The sequence below is a fragment of the Streptococcus oralis ATCC 49296 genome (assembly GCF_000185265.1).
In the GTDB taxonomy this organism is placed as follows: domain Bacteria; phylum Bacillota; class Bacilli; order Lactobacillales; family Streptococcaceae; genus Streptococcus; species Streptococcus oralis_BC.
The window spans coordinates 155931-175019 of record NZ_GL622183.1 but is presented as its reverse complement, the minus strand read 5'-3'; the positions used below and the strand labels follow the sequence as shown (position 1 = coordinate 175019).

General features: G+C 41.7%; 15 protein-coding genes. 13 read left to right on the top strand and 2 right to left on the bottom strand.

Features of this window, described 5'->3' with window-relative positions; genetic code table 11:
• Positions 1 to 295: 295 nt before the first annotated feature.
• The 5 genes from HMPREF8578_RS03075 to HMPREF8578_RS03055 all read left to right on the top strand — a co-directional run bounded on the left by HMPREF8578_RS03075 (position 296) and on the right by HMPREF8578_RS03055 (position 6780).
• Complete coding sequence (locus HMPREF8578_RS03075) at positions 296 to 2275, top strand: peptide ABC transporter substrate-binding protein (protein WP_000749711.1); 1980 nt, start codon at positions 296 to 298, stop codon at positions 2273 to 2275.
• A gap of 66 nt (positions 2276 to 2341) precedes the next feature.
• Positions 2342 to 3838, top strand: a complete 1497-nt coding sequence (locus tag HMPREF8578_RS03070; protein ID WP_000759890.1) for an ABC transporter permease — start codon at positions 2342 to 2344, stop codon at positions 3836 to 3838.
• Positions 3838 to 4764: an oligopeptide ABC transporter permease OppC gene (oppC, locus tag HMPREF8578_RS03065; RefSeq protein WP_000103694.1), complete on the top strand. Its 927-nt coding sequence runs from the start codon at positions 3838 to 3840 to the stop codon at positions 4762 to 4764. Before HMPREF8578_RS03070 ends, oppC begins: the two co-directional genes overlap by 1 nt.
• 8 nt (positions 4765 to 4772) lie before the next feature.
• On the top strand, positions 4773 to 5840 hold the full coding sequence (locus HMPREF8578_RS03060) for an ABC transporter ATP-binding protein (RefSeq protein ID WP_000159801.1): 1068 nt from the start codon (positions 4773 to 4775) through the stop codon (positions 5838 to 5840).
• Positions 5841 to 5850: 10 nt separating this feature from the next.
• Positions 5851 to 6780: an ATP-binding cassette domain-containing protein gene (locus tag HMPREF8578_RS03055; RefSeq protein WP_001291308.1), complete on the top strand. Its 930-nt coding sequence runs from the start codon at positions 5851 to 5853 to the stop codon at positions 6778 to 6780.
• A gap of 88 nt (positions 6781 to 6868) precedes the next feature.
• On the opposite strand, the gene HMPREF8578_RS03050 is transcribed toward HMPREF8578_RS03055, so the two are convergent.
• Together HMPREF8578_RS03050 and trkA are read right to left on the bottom strand one after the other, a co-directional pair.
• Positions 6869 to 8308, bottom strand: coding sequence for a TrkH family potassium uptake protein (locus tag HMPREF8578_RS03050; protein ID WP_002892630.1), 1440 nt, complete (start codon positions 8306 to 8308; stop codon positions 6869 to 6871).
• A gap of 3 nt (positions 8309 to 8311) precedes the next feature.
• Positions 8312 to 9661 (bottom strand): Trk system potassium transporter TrkA, encoded by a 1350-nt coding sequence (trkA, locus tag HMPREF8578_RS03045; RefSeq protein WP_000706811.1) that lies wholly within the window; start codon positions 9659 to 9661, stop codon positions 8312 to 8314.
• A gap of 400 nt (positions 9662 to 10061) precedes the next feature.
• Between trkA and HMPREF8578_RS03035 the strand changes: the two genes are divergently transcribed.
• From HMPREF8578_RS03035 to HMPREF8578_RS03000, 8 genes are all read left to right on the top strand, one after another.
• The gene (locus HMPREF8578_RS03035) at positions 10062 to 10565 is read left to right on the top strand and encodes a tRNA (cytidine(34)-2'-O)-methyltransferase (protein WP_000181361.1); all 504 of its coding nucleotides are present in this window, start codon (positions 10062 to 10064) and stop codon (positions 10563 to 10565) included.
• Positions 10566 to 11097: 532 nt separating this feature from the next.
• Positions 11098 to 11661: an ECF transporter S component gene (locus HMPREF8578_RS03030; RefSeq protein WP_000185848.1), complete on the top strand. Its 564-nt coding sequence runs from the start codon at positions 11098 to 11100 to the stop codon at positions 11659 to 11661.
• Positions 11651 to 12301, top strand: a complete 651-nt coding sequence (locus tag HMPREF8578_RS03025; protein WP_002892627.1) for a phosphatase PAP2 family protein — start codon at positions 11651 to 11653, stop codon at positions 12299 to 12301. Before HMPREF8578_RS03030 ends, HMPREF8578_RS03025 begins: the two co-directional genes overlap by 11 nt.
• A gap of 27 nt (positions 12302 to 12328) precedes the next feature.
• Complete coding sequence (locus HMPREF8578_RS03020; protein ID WP_000867350.1) at positions 12329 to 12748, top strand: hypothetical protein; 420 nt, start codon at positions 12329 to 12331, stop codon at positions 12746 to 12748.
• A 311-nt stretch (positions 12749 to 13059) separates the two neighbouring features.
• Positions 13060 to 14106 carry a phenylalanine--tRNA ligase subunit alpha gene (pheS, locus tag HMPREF8578_RS03015; protein ID WP_000103743.1) on the top strand — a complete coding sequence of 349 codons (1047 nt, stop codon included), beginning with the start codon at positions 13060 to 13062 and terminating at the stop codon, positions 14104 to 14106.
• Between the two features lie 128 nt (positions 14107 to 14234).
• Positions 14235 to 16640 (top strand): phenylalanine--tRNA ligase subunit beta, encoded by a 2406-nt coding sequence (pheT, locus tag HMPREF8578_RS03010; RefSeq protein WP_000961555.1) that lies wholly within the window; start codon positions 14235 to 14237, stop codon positions 16638 to 16640.
• Positions 16641 to 16891: 251 nt separating this feature from the next.
• Positions 16892 to 17785 (top strand): ABC transporter ATP-binding protein, encoded by an 894-nt coding sequence (locus tag HMPREF8578_RS03005; protein ID WP_000895274.1) that lies wholly within the window; start codon positions 16892 to 16894, stop codon positions 17783 to 17785.
• Positions 17782 to 18981, top strand: coding sequence for an ABC transporter permease (locus HMPREF8578_RS03000; protein WP_001245390.1), 1200 nt, complete (start codon positions 17782 to 17784; stop codon positions 18979 to 18981). The genes HMPREF8578_RS03005 and HMPREF8578_RS03000 overlap by 4 nt, the downstream gene beginning before the upstream one ends.
• Positions 18982 to 19089 lie beyond the last annotated feature (108 nt).

Genomic DNA, 19089 nt, shown 5'->3' with positions numbered 1-19089 from the left:
ACGTTTATTATTATACCTTGAAAATCATTTCCCGTCAATAGTTTCTTATTCTAAAATCCAATTTAGGAAAACAGATGATGATTGAAGAAGTGAGAAAAAGCTTGTAAAAATCCCTTTCTAAAGAAGATCAGACTAGAAAGTATTTCTTGAAGAAACAAACAAAGAATGCAGAAATTTTGACAAATAGAAGTTTTTTGAGGAAATGCGCCAAAATATTCTGAAAATTCGTTTACTTTTTAAAAAATATATGTTATAATTTCCAATAAGCCTAAATTTTTCAAGAGGAGTTAAAAACATGAAAAAAAGTAGAGTATTTGTTGCAGCAGGTGTTGCTTTATTAGCAGCAGGAGTACTAGCTGCTTGTGGTTCTTCAAAATCATCTGATTCAACAGCGCCAAAAAATTATGGCTATGTTTATACAGCTGACCCAGAAACGTTGGATTACCTCATTTCAGGGAAACAAAGTACTAAGGTTGCCACTTCAAATGGTATCGACGGTCTTTTCACAAACGACAAGTATGGGAATTTAGTTCCTGCAGTTGCAGAAGACTGGTCAGTTTCAAAAGATGGTTTGACTTATACCTACAAGATTCGTAAAGGTGTCAAATGGATGACATCTGATGGCGAAGAGTATGCTGAAGTAACAGCCAAAGACTTTGTAAATGGTTTGAAACACGCAGCTGACAATAAATCAGCAGCTAAGTATCTAGCAGAAGATTCAGTTAAAGGTCTAGCTGACTATATAGCTGGAAACAATAAAGATTTTGCTTCAGTCGGTGTAAAAGCAGTTGATGATTACACCCTTGAATACACTTTGAACAAACCAGAACCATACTGGAACTCTAAGCTGGCCTACTCAATCTTCTGGCCATTGAACGAAGAATTTGAAAAATCAAAAGGATCTGATTTTGGTAAAGCGACTGACCCTACATCATTGCTTTACAATGGACCATTCTTGCTGAGAGGTTTGACTGCTAAGTCATCTATCGAATTTGTGAAGAATGAAAACTATTGGGACAAAGACAATGTTCATCTTGATAAAGTAACACTTGCTTACTATGATGGTTCAGATCAAGAATCAATTGAACGTAACTTTACAAGTGGGGCTTATAGCTATGCCCGTCTCTTCCCAACAAGTTCAAACTACTCTAAGGTAGAAGAAACATACAAAGACAATATCTACTACACTCCATCAGGTCCAGGTATTGGTGGTTTGGGTGTAAATATTGACCGTCAAGGTTACAAATACACTTCTAAGACAACTGATGAAGAGAAGACTTCTACTAAGAAAGCCCTTCTTAACAAGGACTTCCGTCAGGCTTTGAACTTTGCCTTTGACCGTACTTCTTACTCAGCACAAATTAATGGTAAGGAAGGTGCTCCTCTTGCAGTTCGTAACCTCTTTGTGAAACCAGACTTTGTCTCTGCAGGCGAAAAAACTTTCGGTGACTTGGTAACTGAAAAGATGGCGGCTTACGGTGATGAATGGAAGAATGTAAACTTTGCGGATGGTCAAGATGGACTTTTCAACGCCGATAAAGCCAAAGCCGAATTTGCCAAAGCTAAAACAGCATTGGAAGCAGAAGGTGTGAAATTCCCTATCCACTTGGATATCCCAGTAGACCAAACATCTAAAAACTATATCGCACGTATTCAATCCTTCAAACAATCCGTTGAGACAGTACTTGGAGAAGAAAACGTAGTCATCGATATCCAACAAATCACTACAGATGAACTACAGAATATTACATACTACGCAGCTAGCGCAGCGGCAGAAGATTGGGATCTCTCAGGTGCTGTTGGATGGAACCCTGACTATGAAGATCCATCAACTTACCTTGATATCTTGAAAACAACGAATGCTGAACAAACAAAAACCTATATGGGTTACGAAGGTGCAGATAATGCTGCAGCGGCTCAAGTTGGTTTGAAAGAATACGATAAGTTAGTTGATGAAGCAGGAAAAGAAACAAGTGACTTGAATGTTCGTTATGAAAAATATGCGGCTGCCCAAGCTTGGTTGACAGATAGCTCACTCTTCTTGCCAGCTATGTCATCAAGTGGTGCTGCACCAATCATTTCTCGTGTTGTGCCTTTCTCTGCATCATACAGTCAATCTGGAGATAAGGGCTCAGACGTATACTTTAAGTATATTCAGTTACAAGACAAGGTTGTAACAAAAGCTGATTATGAACAAGCTCGTGAAAAATGGCTCAAAGAGAAAAAAGAATCAAACGAAAAAGTTCAAAAAGAATTGGCTAATCACGTTAAATAAATAACTCTCAAGAGAACTTTCTCTCCATGAGGAGAAGGTTCTTTTGGGATTTTAAAAGGAAACGATATGAAGAAATATATTTTTATGCGTGTATTGCGTTCATTGTTGTCTATTTTCTTGGTGACAACCTTGACCTACACAATTATCTATACGATGGTTCCTCGAAAACTGATTTTCAAGCAGGATACCAACTATAACAAGATTGCAACGACGCCGGACAAGCGGGATAATTATGAAAATACCGTTTATGAACGGATGGGCTATATCGAGTACTACGATACCAAGGAGTTGCAAGAAAGAGCGAGCACAATGGACTCATCTGTAACAGTGGATGCCAATGATACCAATAAGGCAATCTACGAAAAATACATCAACCAACTAGGAAATGGTTGGACACTCGGTGAGTTCTCAGAAAGTGGTCAATTCTATGCTACGCGTGAAATTCCAATTTTTGAACGTGTTTTCAAATTCTATGCGAACTTGATTGATATTGATCATACAAACAAGATTCAAGATCCTGAAAATCCAAACTTGCAACGTTATCTTCGTTTTGAAAATGACCCTGCTATTGGTTGGTCATTGGTTGGTTCAGGTACAAAACATAAATACCTTTTGTATTTCAACAATCAATTCCCATTTGTACACCAGAACTTTGTGAACATTAACTTGGGTGACTCTTACCCAACTTATGCAAACACACCAGTGCTTCAAGTTATCACACAAGGTCAGGGACAAACTAAGACATCAGAAGTTCAATTCCCTACAGGTAAAAAGACTTCATCTGTAGATATTTACTCTCGTACTTACAAATCTCCAAGTCAAGCAGATGCGCGTGAAGTAGCCAACTATGGTAAAGACGATCCATATACAGCTACAGAAAGCAATTATCAATATCCTTCAATGATCGCAAGCTCAGCGGTTGCTGGTTTGATTGGTTTGATTATTTCGTATGCGATTGCGATTCCACTTGGATCTGCTATGGCTCGCCACAAGAATACTTGGATTGATAGCTTCTCGACAGGTGCTCTAACCTTCTTGCTTGCCCTTCCAACGATTGCCTTGGTTTATATCGTGCGCTTGATTGGATCATCTATCGGTCTGCCAGATTCATTTCCTATCTTGGGAGCAGGGGACTGGCGTTCATATGTCTTGCCAGCAGTCATTCTAGGTTTGCTGGGTGCACCAAGTACAGCTATCTGGATTCGTCGTTACATGATCGACTTGCAATCTCAGGACTTCGTTCGTTTTGCTCGTGCAAAAGGTTTGTCTGAAAAAGAAATTTCAAATAAACACATCTTTAAAAATGCCATGGTTCCTTTGGTTTCAGGTATTCCTGGTGCCGTAATCGGGGTTATTGGTGGTGCAACATTGACAGAAACAGTCTTCGCCTTCCCAGGTATGGGTAAAATGTTGATTGACTCTGTTAAGGCATCAAATAACTCAATGGTAGTTGGTCTTGTCTTCATTTTCACATGTATTTCTATCTTCTCACTCTTTGTAGGAGACATCTGGATGACCATGCTTGACCCACGTATTAAATTGACAGAGAAAGGAGGCAAATAATGTCAACAATCGATAAAGAAAAATTTCAGTTCGTAAAACGTGACGATTTTGCCTCTGAAACAATTGATGCTCCTGCCTATTCATACTGGGGTTCTGTATTTAGACAATTTCTAAAGAAAAAATCAACAGTCATTATGTTGGGGATTTTGGTTGCCATTATCTTGATGAGCTTTATTTACCCAATGTTCTCAAACTTTGACTTCAACGATGTAAGTAAGGTCAATGACTTTTCTGCTCGTTTTATCAAACCCAATGCTGAACATTGGTTTGGTACAGATAGTAATGGTAAATCCTTGTTTGACGGGGTTTGGTTTGGTGCGCGTAACTCTATCCTCATCTCTGTAATCGCAACTTTTATCAACCTTGTAATTGGGGTTATTGTTGGTGGAATCTGGGGGATTTCAAAATCCGTTGACCGTATCATGATGGAAGTTTATAACATTATTTCAAACATTCCATCTCTCTTGATTGTCATTGTCTTGACTTACTCAATTGGTGCTGGTTTCTGGAATTTGATTTTTGCCATGAGTGTGACAACTTGGATTGGGATTGCTTATATGATTCGTATCCAAATCATGCGTTACCGTGACTTGGAATACAACCTTGCTTCTCAAACACTTGGAACACCAACCTTTAAAATCATCGTTAAAAACATCATGCCGCAATTGGTATCTGTTATTGTTTCTACGATGACCTTGATGTTGCCAAGCTTCATCTCTTATGAAGCCTTCCTTTCCTTCTTTGGATTGGGATTACCTGTAACAGTGCCAAGTTTGGGACGTTTGATCTCAGATTACTCACAAAACGTTACGACCAACGCTTACTTGTTCTGGATTCCGTTGACAACCTTGATCTTGGTATCCCTATCTCTTTTTGTTGTTGGTCAAAACCTAGCGGATGCTAGTGATCCACGTACACATAGATAGGAGTAGACATGACAAAAGAAAGTAATGTAATTTTGACTGCTCGTGATATTGTCGTGGAATTTGACGTTCGTGACAAAGTTCTGACGGCTATCCGAGGAGTGTCTCTGGACCTGATTGAAGGAGAAGTTCTTGCCTTGGTAGGTGAGTCCGGTTCTGGTAAATCTGTTTTAACAAAAACCTTTACAGGGATGTTAGAAGACAATGGACGTATTGCCCAAGGAAGCATCGACTATCGTGGACAAGACTTGACTGCTCTTACTTCTAACAAAGAATGGGAGAAGATTCGTGGTGCTAAAATTGCGACCATCTTCCAAGACCCTATGACAAGTTTGGACCCAATCAATACAATCGGTAGCCAAATCACTGAAGTTATCGTTAAACACCAAGGGAAAACAGCTAAGGAAGCCAAAGAGATGGCAATCGACTATATGAACAAGGTCGGAATCCCAGATGCTGAAAAACGTTTTGAAGAGTATCCTTTCCAATATTCTGGAGGGATGCGCCAACGTATTGTTATTGCAATTGCCCTTGCCTGTCGTCCAGATATCTTGATCTGTGACGAGCCAACAACGGCCCTTGACGTTACCATTCAAGCGCAAATCATTGATTTGCTTAAAACCTTGCAAAATGAGTACCACTTTACCATTATCTTTATCACCCATGACCTTGGTGTGGTAGCAAGTATTGCCGATAAGGTAGCGGTTATGTATGCTGGGGAAATTGTAGAATACGGAACTGTTGAGGAAGTTTTCTACGACCCACGTCATCCATATACTTGGAGTCTCTTGTCTAGCTTGCCTCAGCTTGCTGACGATAAAGGGGAATTGTACTCTATCCCTGGAACACCACCGTCTCTTTATACTGAGTTGAAAGGTGATGCCTTTGCCCTTCGTTCAGATTATGCGATGCAAATTGACTTTGAACAGAAAGCACCTCAGTTTTCAGTCACGGATACTCACTGGGCTAAGACTTGGTTGCTTCATGAGAATGCTCCTAAAGTTGAAAAACCTGGAGTCATTGCAGATTTGCATGACAAAATTCGTGATAAAATGGGCTTTGCTCATCTAGAAGACTAGGAGGAAGGAAATGTCTGAAAAATTAGTAGAAATTAAAGATTTAGAAATTTCCTTCGGTGAAGGAAGTAAGAAGTTTGTCGCGGTTAAAAACGCCAACTTCTTTATCAACAAGGGAGAAACCTTCTCTCTTGTTGGTGAGTCTGGTAGTGGGAAAACAACGATTGGTCGTGCCATTATTGGTTTAAATAATACTAGTAAAGGTGAAATCATCTTTGATGGTCATAAGATTAATGGGAAAAAATCTCATAAGGAATCATCAGATTTGATCCGTCGCATCCAGATGATTTTCCAGGACCCTGCAGCTAGCTTGAATGAGCGTGCAACAGTTGACTATATCATCTCTGAAGGTCTTTACAACTATCACTTGTTTAAAGATGAAGAAGATCGAAAAGAAAAAGTTCAAAAGATGATTCATGAAGTTGGGCTTTTGAAAGAACACTTGACCCGTTACCCACACGAGTTTTCTGGTGGTCAACGTCAGCGTATCGGGATTGCCCGTGCCCTTGTGATGGAACCTGATTTCGTTATTGCGGATGAGCCAATTTCAGCCTTGGACGTATCAGTGCGTGCGCAAGTCTTGAACTTGCTCAAGAAGTTCCAAAAAGAGTTGGGCTTGACCTATCTCTTTATCGCGCATGATTTGTCAGTTGTTCGCTTTATCTCAGATCGTATCGCGGTTATCTATAAGGGAGTTATCGTCGAAGTGGCGGAGACAGAGGAGTTGTTTAACAATCCTGTCCATCCATACACTCAAGCACTTCTATCTGCTGTGCCGATTCCAGATCCAATCTTGGAACGCAAGAAGGTTTTGAAAGTTTACGATCCTGACCAACATGACTATGAGACAGACAAGCCATCTATGGTAGAAATTCGTCCAGGTCACTACGTTTGGGCTAACCAAGCAGAACTTGCTCGTTACAAGAAAGCTCTTAAAGAATAAACAAATTAGGAGAGGACCGAAAGGTCTTCTCATTTTTAATAGAAAAATTCCCCTTCTACTGGCTTGTAAAAGGGGAATTGTATTATCATTAGCGTTTAGACCAAGTGCGTTTCATAAAGAGTAGCAAAATTGGGTAAATCTCTAAGCGACCTGCAATCATTGCAAAGGAGAGGAGGATTTTAGAGATGGGACTAAAGATGGAAAAACTCGAGGTTGTACCTAGAATAGGTCCGATATTGTTAAAACAGCTGAAGACAGCACTGGTTACGACTAGAAAATCATTGCTATCAAGACTGACGATAAAGATGAGAGAGAGAATAATCATCATATAGATAGTAAAATATTTAAGAATTTTGTGCTGGGTATCCTTATCAATCACAGTTTTATTGACGTGTAGAGTCAAAACACGGTGAGGGGATAAAGTGGACAAAATCTGATTTTTTGCGATTTTAGAGAGGATAAGTCCTCTGATCACCTTAAGACCACCTGCAGTTGAGCCAGCTGATCCACCGATTCCCATGAGGAAGAGGAGGATAAATTGGGAGAAGAGGGGCCAGTTGGTAATATCTCCGTAACCAAAACCTGTTGTCGTGATGATATTGGAAACCTGGAAGAAGGCCATTTCAACACTCTTAGAGACACCTTGATAGAGGTGGAGCGTATTAAGCGTAATCAAGCCGGTAGAAACTAGAACAATGATGATATATGCTCGTAGTTCTTCATCTCCAAAGAAAGCCTTAACCCGACGGAGCATGAGGTAGTAGTAGAGATTGAAGTTAACTCCAAAAACCAGAACTCCGATACTAACTAGATAGGTGATGAGTGAGCTACCATAGTGGGCAATTCCGTCGTTATAGACGGTAAATCCCCCAGTTCCTGCCGTTCCCATAGCGATGACAAAACTATCATAGAGAGGCATACCTGCTAGGTAGTAGATAACCACAAAAAGGGAGAAGAGAGCCAGATAAAGCAGATAGAGAATCTGGGCAGTGTTTTTTAGCTTGGATACGACCTTGCCAAAGACGGGTCCAGGGACCTCAGCCTTCATCACCTCCAAGTGGCTATTCTTGGCATTGTCCATAATGGCAAGCGCAAAGACGAGTACCCCCATCCCTCCGATCAAGTGGGTGAAACTTCGCCAGAAGAGGAGGGAACGAGTGAGGACGGAAACATCGTTCAGAATAGTTGCTCCTGTAGTTGTAAATCCAGAACTGATTTCAAAGAAGGCATCGATAATGCTGGGGATTTGTCCTGAAAAGACAAAGGGGAGGCCACCAAAGAAAGACCATAGAATCCAACAGAGGGCAACAATTAAGACCCCTTCCTTGGCATAAATCCGTTGGTTTTTCGGTTTCCGTAAAACGCCTAGGCCACCGAGAAGGACTAAAATTCCAATCGTAGAAAAGAGAGCGATAAATACTTGACTGGATTCTTGGTAATAGATCGCTACACTAACAGGAACTAGGAGAAGAACAGCCTCAATCAAGAGAAGCTTTGAGAGGAGGTAACGAATCATACTTTTATTCATTTTTTACCTCTCAATCAAATCATAAATTTTGGTGATATTTGGCAATAAGGTCGTCACGAGTAACTTGTCTCCCACCTCAAGCATATCCTCTCCAGTAGGGAAGATTGTTTTTCCTTTTCGGATAATGGCTGCGATGAGAACCCCTTTTTTTAATTTCAACTGTGATAGAGGTTTGGCAGTCATTTTATTAGCTTCCTTGATTTGGAATTGGAGAGTTTCAATTTGACCGTTTGCGAGATGGTGCATGGCTTGAAGGTCTGAATACTGAGCGTTTACTCGACCACGGATAAAGTGCATAATGGTATCCACTGCGATGCTTTTTGGTGTGATAATACTTGAAAAATCAGGCGCGTGGATAATCTCTAAAAGGCTTGTTCGGTTGACCTTGGTGATATTCTTATGGACGCCAACACGGTCAAGAAACATAGAAGTGATGATATTTTCCTCATCAACCCCAGTCAAGGTTGCGACTGCATCATAGTGGGGAGCACTTTCTTCAAGCAAAATGTCTTTTGCAGTTCCATCTCCTTGGACAATATAGAGATTGGGGAACTTTTCACTGAAGAAACGAGCTCTTTCAGGATTGATCTCGATGACCTTGGTATTAATGCGACTGTCTTTTAAAATGCCGAGTAGATAATAAGCGATCTTTCCAGCTCCAACGATAAGTAAGCTTTTCACTGCACGAGATTTAAAATAGTTATGGAAAAGCATCATATCTACACGATTTCCCGTAACAAAAATCCTATCCTTGTCTTGGATAATAACATCACCGCTTGGAATCATAAGTTGATGATCCCTCTCCATAGCACAGACAATGATATTACCAAACTTTTTACGGAAGTCTGAGATTGGCATTTGACAAAGACCGCTAGAGTCCTTGACAACAAATTCCATGAGACTGACCCGACCTCCAGCAAATCGTTCGACAGAGAGGGCATTAGGGAAATCAATGATATTTGAGATCGCACGCGCTGCTAGGAGCTCAGGATTAACAATAAGTGAAAATCCAAGAATATTTTTCTCTTTAAAATAGGCATTAGAGTATTCAGGATTTCGCACCCGAACGATGGTTTCTTTAGCGCCCATTTTTTTAGCAAGTACCGCTGAAATCATATTCACTTCATCGTGTTCGGTTAGGGCGATAAAGATATCGCACTCTTGGACACCGGCTTGCTCTAAGATGGCAAAGTCAGCACCATTTCCAAGGAGACCTATGATATCATAGCGACTGACAATGTGATTGAGGACAGCCTCATCTTGTTCGATGAGGACAACGTCATGGTTTTCTGCAACCAGTGAACGACAGAGGGCGAAACCAACTTTCCCTCCACCAACAAGGACAATTTTCATATAAAAAACCTACTTTTTCATGATGTAACTATCATACCCTTTTTTAGCAAAAAATGCACTTGCTAAGGCGATTTTTAGGGGAAGAAAGGCTTTTTTCAAGTTTTGAAGATACATTTGTTTAACTGCTATGACAATGCCACTGATTTGAAGTGATTTGGCTCTTTTACCATACCTTTTCAGAAAGGGAATAACCAAACATGAAAATATCATCAAAAAAAGTAAAAAAATCAAGTCATTTCTATTGACAATGATTCTGAAAGTGTTATACTAAGGAAGTAGTTTCGCTGATTTACTTCAAACCTGTTGTGAGGTAAGTTAACGACGCCTTAACCACGCTGTTTGCTGAGCTTGACTCCGGGCAGTGTGGCTATTTTTTTGCAATGGTAAAAGGAAACCCGTCATGACAAATCACATTGTATTATTTGAACCTCAGATTCCGCAAAATACAGGTAACATTGCGCGTACCTGCGCTGCGACCAATTCTCCCCTCCACATCATTAAACCAATGGGCTTTCCCATTGATGATCGCAAGATGAAACGGGCTGGTTTGGATTATTGGGATAAGTTAGAGATTCATTTTTATGATAACTTGGCAGACTTTATGTCTCAGATGAAAGGACAAGTCTATCTGATTTCGAAATTTGCTGAGAAAGTGTATTCTGAGGTGGATTTATCGACTGACGAAGACCACTATTTTCTTTTCGGACGTGAAGACAAGGGCTTGCCAGAGGACTTTATGCGTGAACATCCTGAGACAGCTCTCCGCATTCCTATGAACGATGAACATGTCCGCAGTCTCAATGTTTCCAATACCGTATGCATGATTGTTTATGAAGCCCTCCGCCAGCAGAACTTTGCAGGTCTTGAGCTTGTTCACACCTATGAAGCAGATAAATTGAAATAATCAAAATGCTTGCACTTGCAAGCGTTTTTTGTTATGATTAAAGGGTCTTCAGGGCTGGGTGTGATTCCCGACCGGCGGTGACTTTAATACTCTTCGAAAATCCAATTCAAACCACGTCAGCTTCGCCTTGCCGTACTCAAGTACAGCCCGCGGCTAGCTTCCTAGTTTGTTCTTTGATTTTCATTGAGTATCATTAGGAAAAAATTTTTCCTTTAAAACTTTGTTGACAAGTTTTGCCTAACTGGAAGTTATGCCTACAGCTTGTCGCCTAGTCTAAAAGAAAAAACTCTATTTCCTTCCCTTAAAGAAGTCCGCGAGCGCAAGCTGATGTGGTGCGATTCCACAACCGACAGTATAGTCTGGATGGGAGAAGACGAAAGAATGGCTTTGTCTGTTCTGATGAGTTTATAGATGAATTGCAACCGCTTGCTCAAAAGAGTGAGGGGGAACTTTTGGGATATAAAAATTGAGAATAGATAGAGGGATCCTTTCCAACTTCTTCTGATTTTATAGAAAATTGGAGGAACCTGTTATGACAAACACACGTCGACTTTCGACCATTGCGATTTTATCAGCCATTTCATTTGTGCTGATGTACTTTGACTTTCCGCTCTTGCCAGCGGCGACCTTCCTCAAGATCGAGTTTAGTATCTTGCCAGTCCTTGTGGGCTTGGTGGTCATGGACTTGCCTGCTGCTCTCGGGATTCTCTTGTTGCGATCACTCTTGAAGTTGCTTCTGAATAGCCAAGGAGTGAATACTTACATTGGTTTGCCAATGAATATCGTGGCCTTGGGAGTTTTTGTTATCGTCTTTGGTTTGATTTGGAAAAAGGAACGCAGCACCCTTCGTTTCCTACTAGCATCTCTAGCGGGAACTGTCGGCTTGACTGCTGCTATGTTGGTTCTCAACTATGTCTATGCGGTTCCTTTATACGCGCAGTTTGCCAACTTTGATATTAGAGAAATTATAGGACTTTCTAACTACTTGATGACCATGGTTTTACCTTTTAACCTGATTGAAGGTTTAATCTTTGCCGTTTCATTCTGGTTGTTATACGTCCTCTTGAAACCAACCTTAAAACATTATGAGAGATAAACAAACATTTTTAATGAAGGGCAGTTTTGCCCTTTTACTTTTCGTCCTTCTTGGCTATATGGTTAAGTTCTATCCTGAAACACTGGTCGGTTTTGATCAACCGATTCAGACTGCACTTCGTGGGGACTTGCCAGATTATTTGACTGTTCTGTTCCGTGCGCTTACGCATTTGATTGATATCCCAGTAATCATCACCTGGGTTGCCATCGCAGCCTTTATCTTTTATCGTAAGCAGTGGAAGATAGAAAGCTACTTCATGACGGGCAATCTAGCCTTAGCCGGTCTTTTGATCGTGACCTTTAAAAATATTTACCAGCGTCCACGACCAGCTATCTTACATCTGGTAGAGGAGAAAGGATTTTCTTTTCCAAGTGGCCATTCTCTGGCTGTAACTTTGATGGTAGGGACCTTGATTGTCATTCTCAGTCAACGGATTAAAGATCCGGTTTGGAGAAAAATTGTGCAAATCGTCCTTGGGGTCTACCTAGTCAGTGTGCTTCTATCTCGGGTCTATCTGGGAGTTCACTACCCATCAGATGTTCTTGCCAGTTTCTGTGTGGGCTTGGGAGTCTTGTTTATCGAATTTCCTTTCTATGACAAGCTTCGCTTCCAATGGCGATTTAAAGGCAAGCAGAAGTGAGCATCAAATTCCTTTGAGGAAAAAGAAATGAAAGTCAATATAACAGATCTCCATCCGACTCAACTATACTTATCAGAAAAGAAGTTACAAGATATCCAGATGCTTTATCAGTCGGTAGAAATAATCAATGTTGCTCCAATCAGTGTTCTTGCATTCGGAGACTGCTTGTTGATTACAGACGGGCATCACAGGGCTTATCAGGCTTTATTGGCAGGTAGGGATACGATTTCTGCTGAGTGGGATAGAGATGGTGGCGATGAACTGTATTATCTCTATGCGCAAGCTTGTGAGGAAAGAAAGATTTACTCTGTTCTGGATTTAAAAAATCATATCGTATCTCAAGATGAGTATGAAGCAAAATGGTATAACTGGTGTGATGGTTTTAATCAAGCAGCAACTCTTTTATTGAAAAGGAAAGCAGGTGAAACAGATCCTACAAATAGGTAATGCATTGTGTCTTGTTCCTTTTTATATTGAAATTAGTCTAATCTAACTTGTTTTTTAACTAAAAATCTGATAAACTAAGTAGTAATTGAATAGGAATCCGCAAGACTAGTAACTCAAGGGAAGTATATCAGGGAGGAGAGCCGTGACTGCAAGCTCTCTATATGAAAGCTGGGTGAATTCACTTGCGCATGGATTTAGAAATGAAGGTCTGACTTGTCAGATGAAAACGGATGGTACCGCGTGTCAACGCTCCGAGTGGAGTTTTTGGCATGTGGTTTTCTTTTTATCTACGAGAGACTGATGGAGGAATTATGTCAACTATTGAAGAACAATTAAAAGCGCTTCGCGAAGAAACGCTGGCTAGCTTGAAGCAGATTACTGCTGAAAATGAAAAAGAAATGCAAGATTTGCGTGTCTCTGTCCTTGGTAAAAAAGGGTCGCTTACGGAAATCCTCAAAGGGATGAAAGATGTCTCTGCTGAGATGCGTCCAATCATCGGGAAACATGTTAATGAAGCTCGTGATGTTTTGACGGCAGCCTTTGAAGAAACAGCTAAGCTCTTGGAAGAAAAGAAAGTCGCAGCTCAACTAGCTAGCGAGAGCATTGATGTGACACTTCCAGGTCGCCCAGTTGCGACTGGGCATCGTCATGTCCTCACACAAACCAGTGAAGAAATCGAAGATATTTTCATCGGGATGGGGTACCAAGTCGTGGATGGTTTTGAAGTGGAGCAAGACTACTATAACTTCGAGCGTATGAACCTCCCAAAAGATCACCCAGCCCGCGATATGCAGGACACTTTCTATATCACAGAAGAAATCTTGCTCCGTACTCACACGTCTCCAGTTCAGGCGCGTGCTATGGATGCTCATGATTTTTCAAAAGGTCCTTTGAAGATGATCTCACCAGGGCGTGTGTTCCGTCGTGATACGGACGATGCAACCCACAGTCACCAGTTCCACCAAATCGAAGGATTGGTTGTTGGGAAAAACATCTCTATGGCAGACCTTCAAGGAACCCTTCAGTTGATTGTCCAAAAGATGTTCGGTGAAGAGCGTCAGATCCGTTTGCGTCCATCTTATTTCCCATTCACAGAGCCATCTGTTGAAGTGGATGTTTCTTGCTTCAAGTGTGGTGGAGAAGGCTGTAACGTATGTAAGAAAACAGGTTGGATTGAGATTATGGGGGCCGGTATGGTTCACCCACGTGTCCTTGAAATGAGTGGAATCGATGCGACTGTTTATTCTGGATTTGCCTTTGGTCTTGGACAAGAGCGTGTCGCTATGCTCCGTTACGGAATCAACGATATCCGTGGCTTCTACCAAGGGGATGTCCGCTTCTCAGAACAGTTTAAATAAGATTGAAACCTGAAACACAGTCCTATACAGTCGCTCACATTTTATATAGTTAAAAAAGAAACGACTGACTCGAAGAAAAAGAAAGGAATTGAAAAGGTCTTACTCGGTGAGATCTTACAATCAGAATTATGCTTGTATCTTATAAATGGTTAAAAGAATTGGTGGACATTGATGTGCCATCACAAGAGTTGGCTGAGAAAATGTCAACTACAGGGATTGAGGTCGAAGGTGTCGAATCACCGGCTGCCGGTCTCTCAAAAATTGTCGTCGGTGAGGTCTTGTCTTGCAAAGATGTGCCAGAAACTCACTTGCATGTCTGTCAGGTTAACGTTGGCGAAGAAGAAGCCCGTCAAATCGTTTGTGGTGCCCCAAATGTGCGTGCTGGTATCAAGGTCATGGTGGCACTTCCGGGAGCTCGTATTGCTGATAATTACAAGATTAAAAAAGGGAAAATCCGTGGTTTAGAGTCACTTGGAATGATCTGTTCGCTTGGTGAACTAGGTATTTCTGACTCGGTCGTACCGAAGGAATTCGCAGATGGAATCCAAATATTGCCTCAAGATGCTGTTCCTGGGGATGAAGTTTTCTCTTACCTAGACTTGGATGACGAAATCATCGAACTTTCTATCACGCCAAACCGTGCAGACGCTCTATCTATGCGTGGGGTGGCTCATGAAGTGGCAGCCATCTATGACAAGGCAGTCAACTTTAAAGAATTCAGTTTAACAGAAACAAATGAAGCTGCAGCAGATGCACTTTCTGTAAGTATCGATACCGACAAGGCGCCTTACTATGCAGCCCGTATCTTGGACAATGCAACCATCGCACCAAGTCCACAATGGTTGCAAAACCTTCTTATGAACGAAGGGATTCGTCCGATCAATAACGTAGTTGACGTAACCAACTACATCCTGCTTTACTTTGGTCAACCGATGCATGCCTTTGACTTGGATACCTTTGAAGGAAGCGAGATTCGTGTGCGTGAAGCGCGTGCTGGTGAAAAATTGGTGACCTTGGATGGTGAAGAACGTGACTTGGAAACAAATGACTTAATCATCACTGTCGCTGACAAACCAGTAGCCCTTGCAGGTGTCATGGGCGGTCAAGCAACAGAAATCTCTGAGAAATCTAGTCGTGTTGTCCTTGAAGCGGCTGTTTTCAATGGCAAATCGATTCGCAAGACTAGCGGACGCCTCAACCTTCGTTCTGAGTCGTCTTCTCGCTTTGAAAAAGGCATCAATGTGGCAACAGTCAATGAGGCCTTGGATGCTGCAGCTAGCATGATTGCAGAACTTGCAGGTGCGACGGTGCGTAAGGGCATCGTTTCAGCGGGTGAGCTTGACACTTCGGATGTAGAAGTATCTTCAACTCTTGCCGATGTCAACCGTGTCCTTGGAACAGAACTTTCATACGCTGATGTCGAAGATGTCTTCCGTCGTCTTGGATTTGGCCTTTCTGGCAATGCAGAAAGCTTTACCGTTAGCGTCCCACGTCGTCGTTGGGATATCGCCATCGAAGCGGACCTCTTTGAAGAAATCGCTCGTATCTATGGTTATGACCGTTTGCCAACCAGTCTTCCAAAAGATGATGGTACAGCAGGTGAATTGACTGCAACACAAAAATTGCGTCGCCAAGTCCGTACGATTGCTGAAGGAGCAGGCTTGACAGAAATCATTACCTACGCTCTAACAACTCCTGAAAAAGCAGTTGAGTTCACAGCTCAACCAAGTAACCTTACAGAACTTATGTGGCCAATGACAGTGGATCGCTCCGTTCTCCGTCAAAATATGGTCTCAGGTATCCTTGATACGGTTGCCTACAATGTGGCTCGTAAGAACAAAAACTTGGCTCTTTACGAGATTGGAAAAGTCTTTGAACAAACAGGCAATCCAAAAGAAGACCTACCAAACGAAATCAACAGCTTTGCCTTTGCCTTGACAGGCTTGGTTGCTGAAAAAGATTTCCAAACAGCAGCAGTTCCAGTTGATTTCTTCTATGCTAAGGGAATCCTTGAAACTCTCTTTGCTCGTTTGGGACTCCAAGTAACTTATACAGCAACATCTGAAATCGCTAGCCTTCATCCAGGACGTACAGCCGTAATCTCACTCGGTGACCAAGTTCTTGGTTTCCTTGGCCAAGTGCATCCAGTCACTGCGAAGGCCTACGATATCCCAGAAACTTATGTAGCTGAACTTAACCTTTCAGCCATTGAAGCTGCCCTTCAACCAGCTGCTCCATTTGTGGAAATCACAAAATTCCCAGCAGTCAGCCGTGACGTGGCCCTACTCCTCAAGGCAGAAGTCACTCATCAAGAAGTTGTAGATGCTATCCAAGCTGCAGGCGTGAAACGTTTGACTGATATCAAACTCTTTGACGTCTTCTCAGGCGAAAAACTGGGAGTTGGCATGAAGTCAATGGCCTATAGCTTGACCTTCCAAAATCCAGAAGATAGCTTAACAGACGAAGAAGTCGCACGCTATATGGAAAAAATCCAAGCATCACTGGAAGAAAAAGTGAATGCAGAAGTGCGTTAATAGTCTAAAATCCATCCCTCGGGGTGGATTTTTAGTTTCAAAAGGACAGTTCAGAAGAGAAAAGCGATAGTTGAGGAGGAAGCCATCTCAGAAAGTCTTTAATGAGTTATACTAAAGCTATCGCTGAAATACTTAAAATTTATTAGAGAAAGGATACTTTTGCTACTTATAATCCGATAAAATGGACATAAATCGTTGTAAAGGCTATCAAAAAGGAGTATAATAAGTGCAACATATTTCGGAGGTGGAAGATGCTAGAAGTAAGAAATCTAGAGAAAAGTTTCGGTTCCAAGCAAGTCTTGTTTGGTGTCGATTTTCAGGCAAGTCCAGGAAGGATTCTGGGCTTGGTCGGGAAGAATGGTGCTGGGAAAACAACGATTTTCCACAGTATGTTGAAATTTTTGGAGTACCAAGGAGAGATCAGTCTGGATGGGCGGGAGATTCGTCAGGAAACCTACGCTCGGATTGGCTATCTGCCTGAGGAACGTAGCCTCATGCCCAAGTTGACAGTTCTTGAGCAAGTTCGTTACTTGGCGACTCTAAAAGGCATGGATGCTAAAGAAGTCAAGGAAAAACTCCCTCAATGGATGGAGAAATTGGAAGTGAAGGGGAAATTGACCGACAAAATCAAGAGCCTCTCCAAAGGGAATCAGCAGAAAATTCAGCTGATTATCACCCTAATCCATGAGCCAGACTTGATTATCCTAGATGAGCCTTTTAGTGGTTTGGATCCAGTCAATACTGAGTTGCTCAAGCAGGTCATCTTAAAAGAGAAAGAGCGCGGTGCAATCATTATCTTTTCTGACCATGTCATGACCAACGTTGAGGAACTTTGCGATGATATTCTGATGATTCGTGACGGGCGTGTGGTCTTGCATGGACCAGTTCAGGATGTCCGTAATCAATATGGGAAAACACGTCTCTTTGTTTCAAGTGAACAAAGCAAGGAAGAATTGGAAAAACTTCCTCACGTCAAACAGGTGAGCTTGACCAAGCAAGGTAGTTGGAAATTGATCCTAGATGATGAAAGTGCTGGAAGGGAACTCTTCCCCATCCTCACTCAAGGTCAATATATCGCGACCTTTGACCAACAAGCTCCAACAATCGATGAAATCTTTAAACTAGAATCAGGGGTGGAAGTATGAGAAATATGTGGGTTGTAATGAAGGAAACCTATCTTCGACATGTCAAGTCGTGGAGTTTCTTCTTTATGGTGATTTCGCCGTTCCTCTTTTTAGCCTTATCTGTAGGAATCGGCTTTCTCCAAGGGTCTTCTATGGCCAAGAATAGCAAGATAGCAGTAGTAACAACGGTGCCATCTGTAGAAGAAGGGCTCAAGGGTACCAATGGTATCAACTTTGATTATAAGGATGAAGCCAGTGCTCAAGCTGCTATCAAGGATGAGAAAATCAAGGGATACCTAACCATTGACCAAGAGGACAGCATCCTCAAGGCCGTCTATCACGGTGAAACTTCTCTTGAAACAGGCATCAAGCTAGCAGTAACCAATAAGTTAAACGAACTGCAATATCAACTCAATCGTTCGGCAGCCAATTTGTCTCAAGAACAGGAAAAACGCCTGGCTCAAACTGTTGACTTTACTGAGAAGATTGATGAATCCAAAGAAAATAAAAAGATGGTTCAAACCATTGCGGCCGCAGGGCTTGGTTTCTTCCTTTATATGATTTTGATTACCTATGCTAGTGTCACTGCTCAGGAAGTAGCTAGCGAGAAAGGAACCAAAATCATGGAGGTGGTCTTCTCTAGTATCCGAGCTAGTCATTATTTCTACGCTCGCATGCTGGCTCTACTTCTTGTGATTTTGACTCATATTGGCATTTACGTCGTGGGTGGACTTGCTGCCATTCTGCTCTTTAAAGATATCCCTATCTTGGCACAATCTGGAATTTTAAATCATCTAGGAGAGGCTTTCTCGCTCAATACCTTATTGTTTGTCTTGGTTAGTCTCTTTATGTACGTTGTTTTAGCAGCCTTCCTAGGCTCTATGGTTTCTCGCCCTGAGGATTCAGGAAAGGCCTTGTCGCCATTGATGATCTTGATTATAGCAGGATTTGTCGGTGTGACCTCTCTAGGTGCTGCTGGGGACAATTTAGTTCTGAAAATTGGTTCCTATATTCCTTTCATCTCGACCTTCTTTATGCCGTTTAGAGCTATAAATGGGTATGCCAGTGGTCTAGAAGCTTGGATTTCGCTTGCCATAACGGTTGTTTTTGCGGTCACTGCGACAGCCTTTATCGGACGCATGTATGCTAGTCTAGTCCTTCAAACAGATGATTTGGGAATCTGGAAAACCTTTAAACGTGCCTTAGCTTATAAATAGGAGAGCCTCGCAAAAGCGAGGTTTTTCTAGATGTTAAACACTGAAATCGGCAAAAATATTTTTCATATCTATTGACTTTTAGTAGTAAAATTTGGTATGATAGTAGAC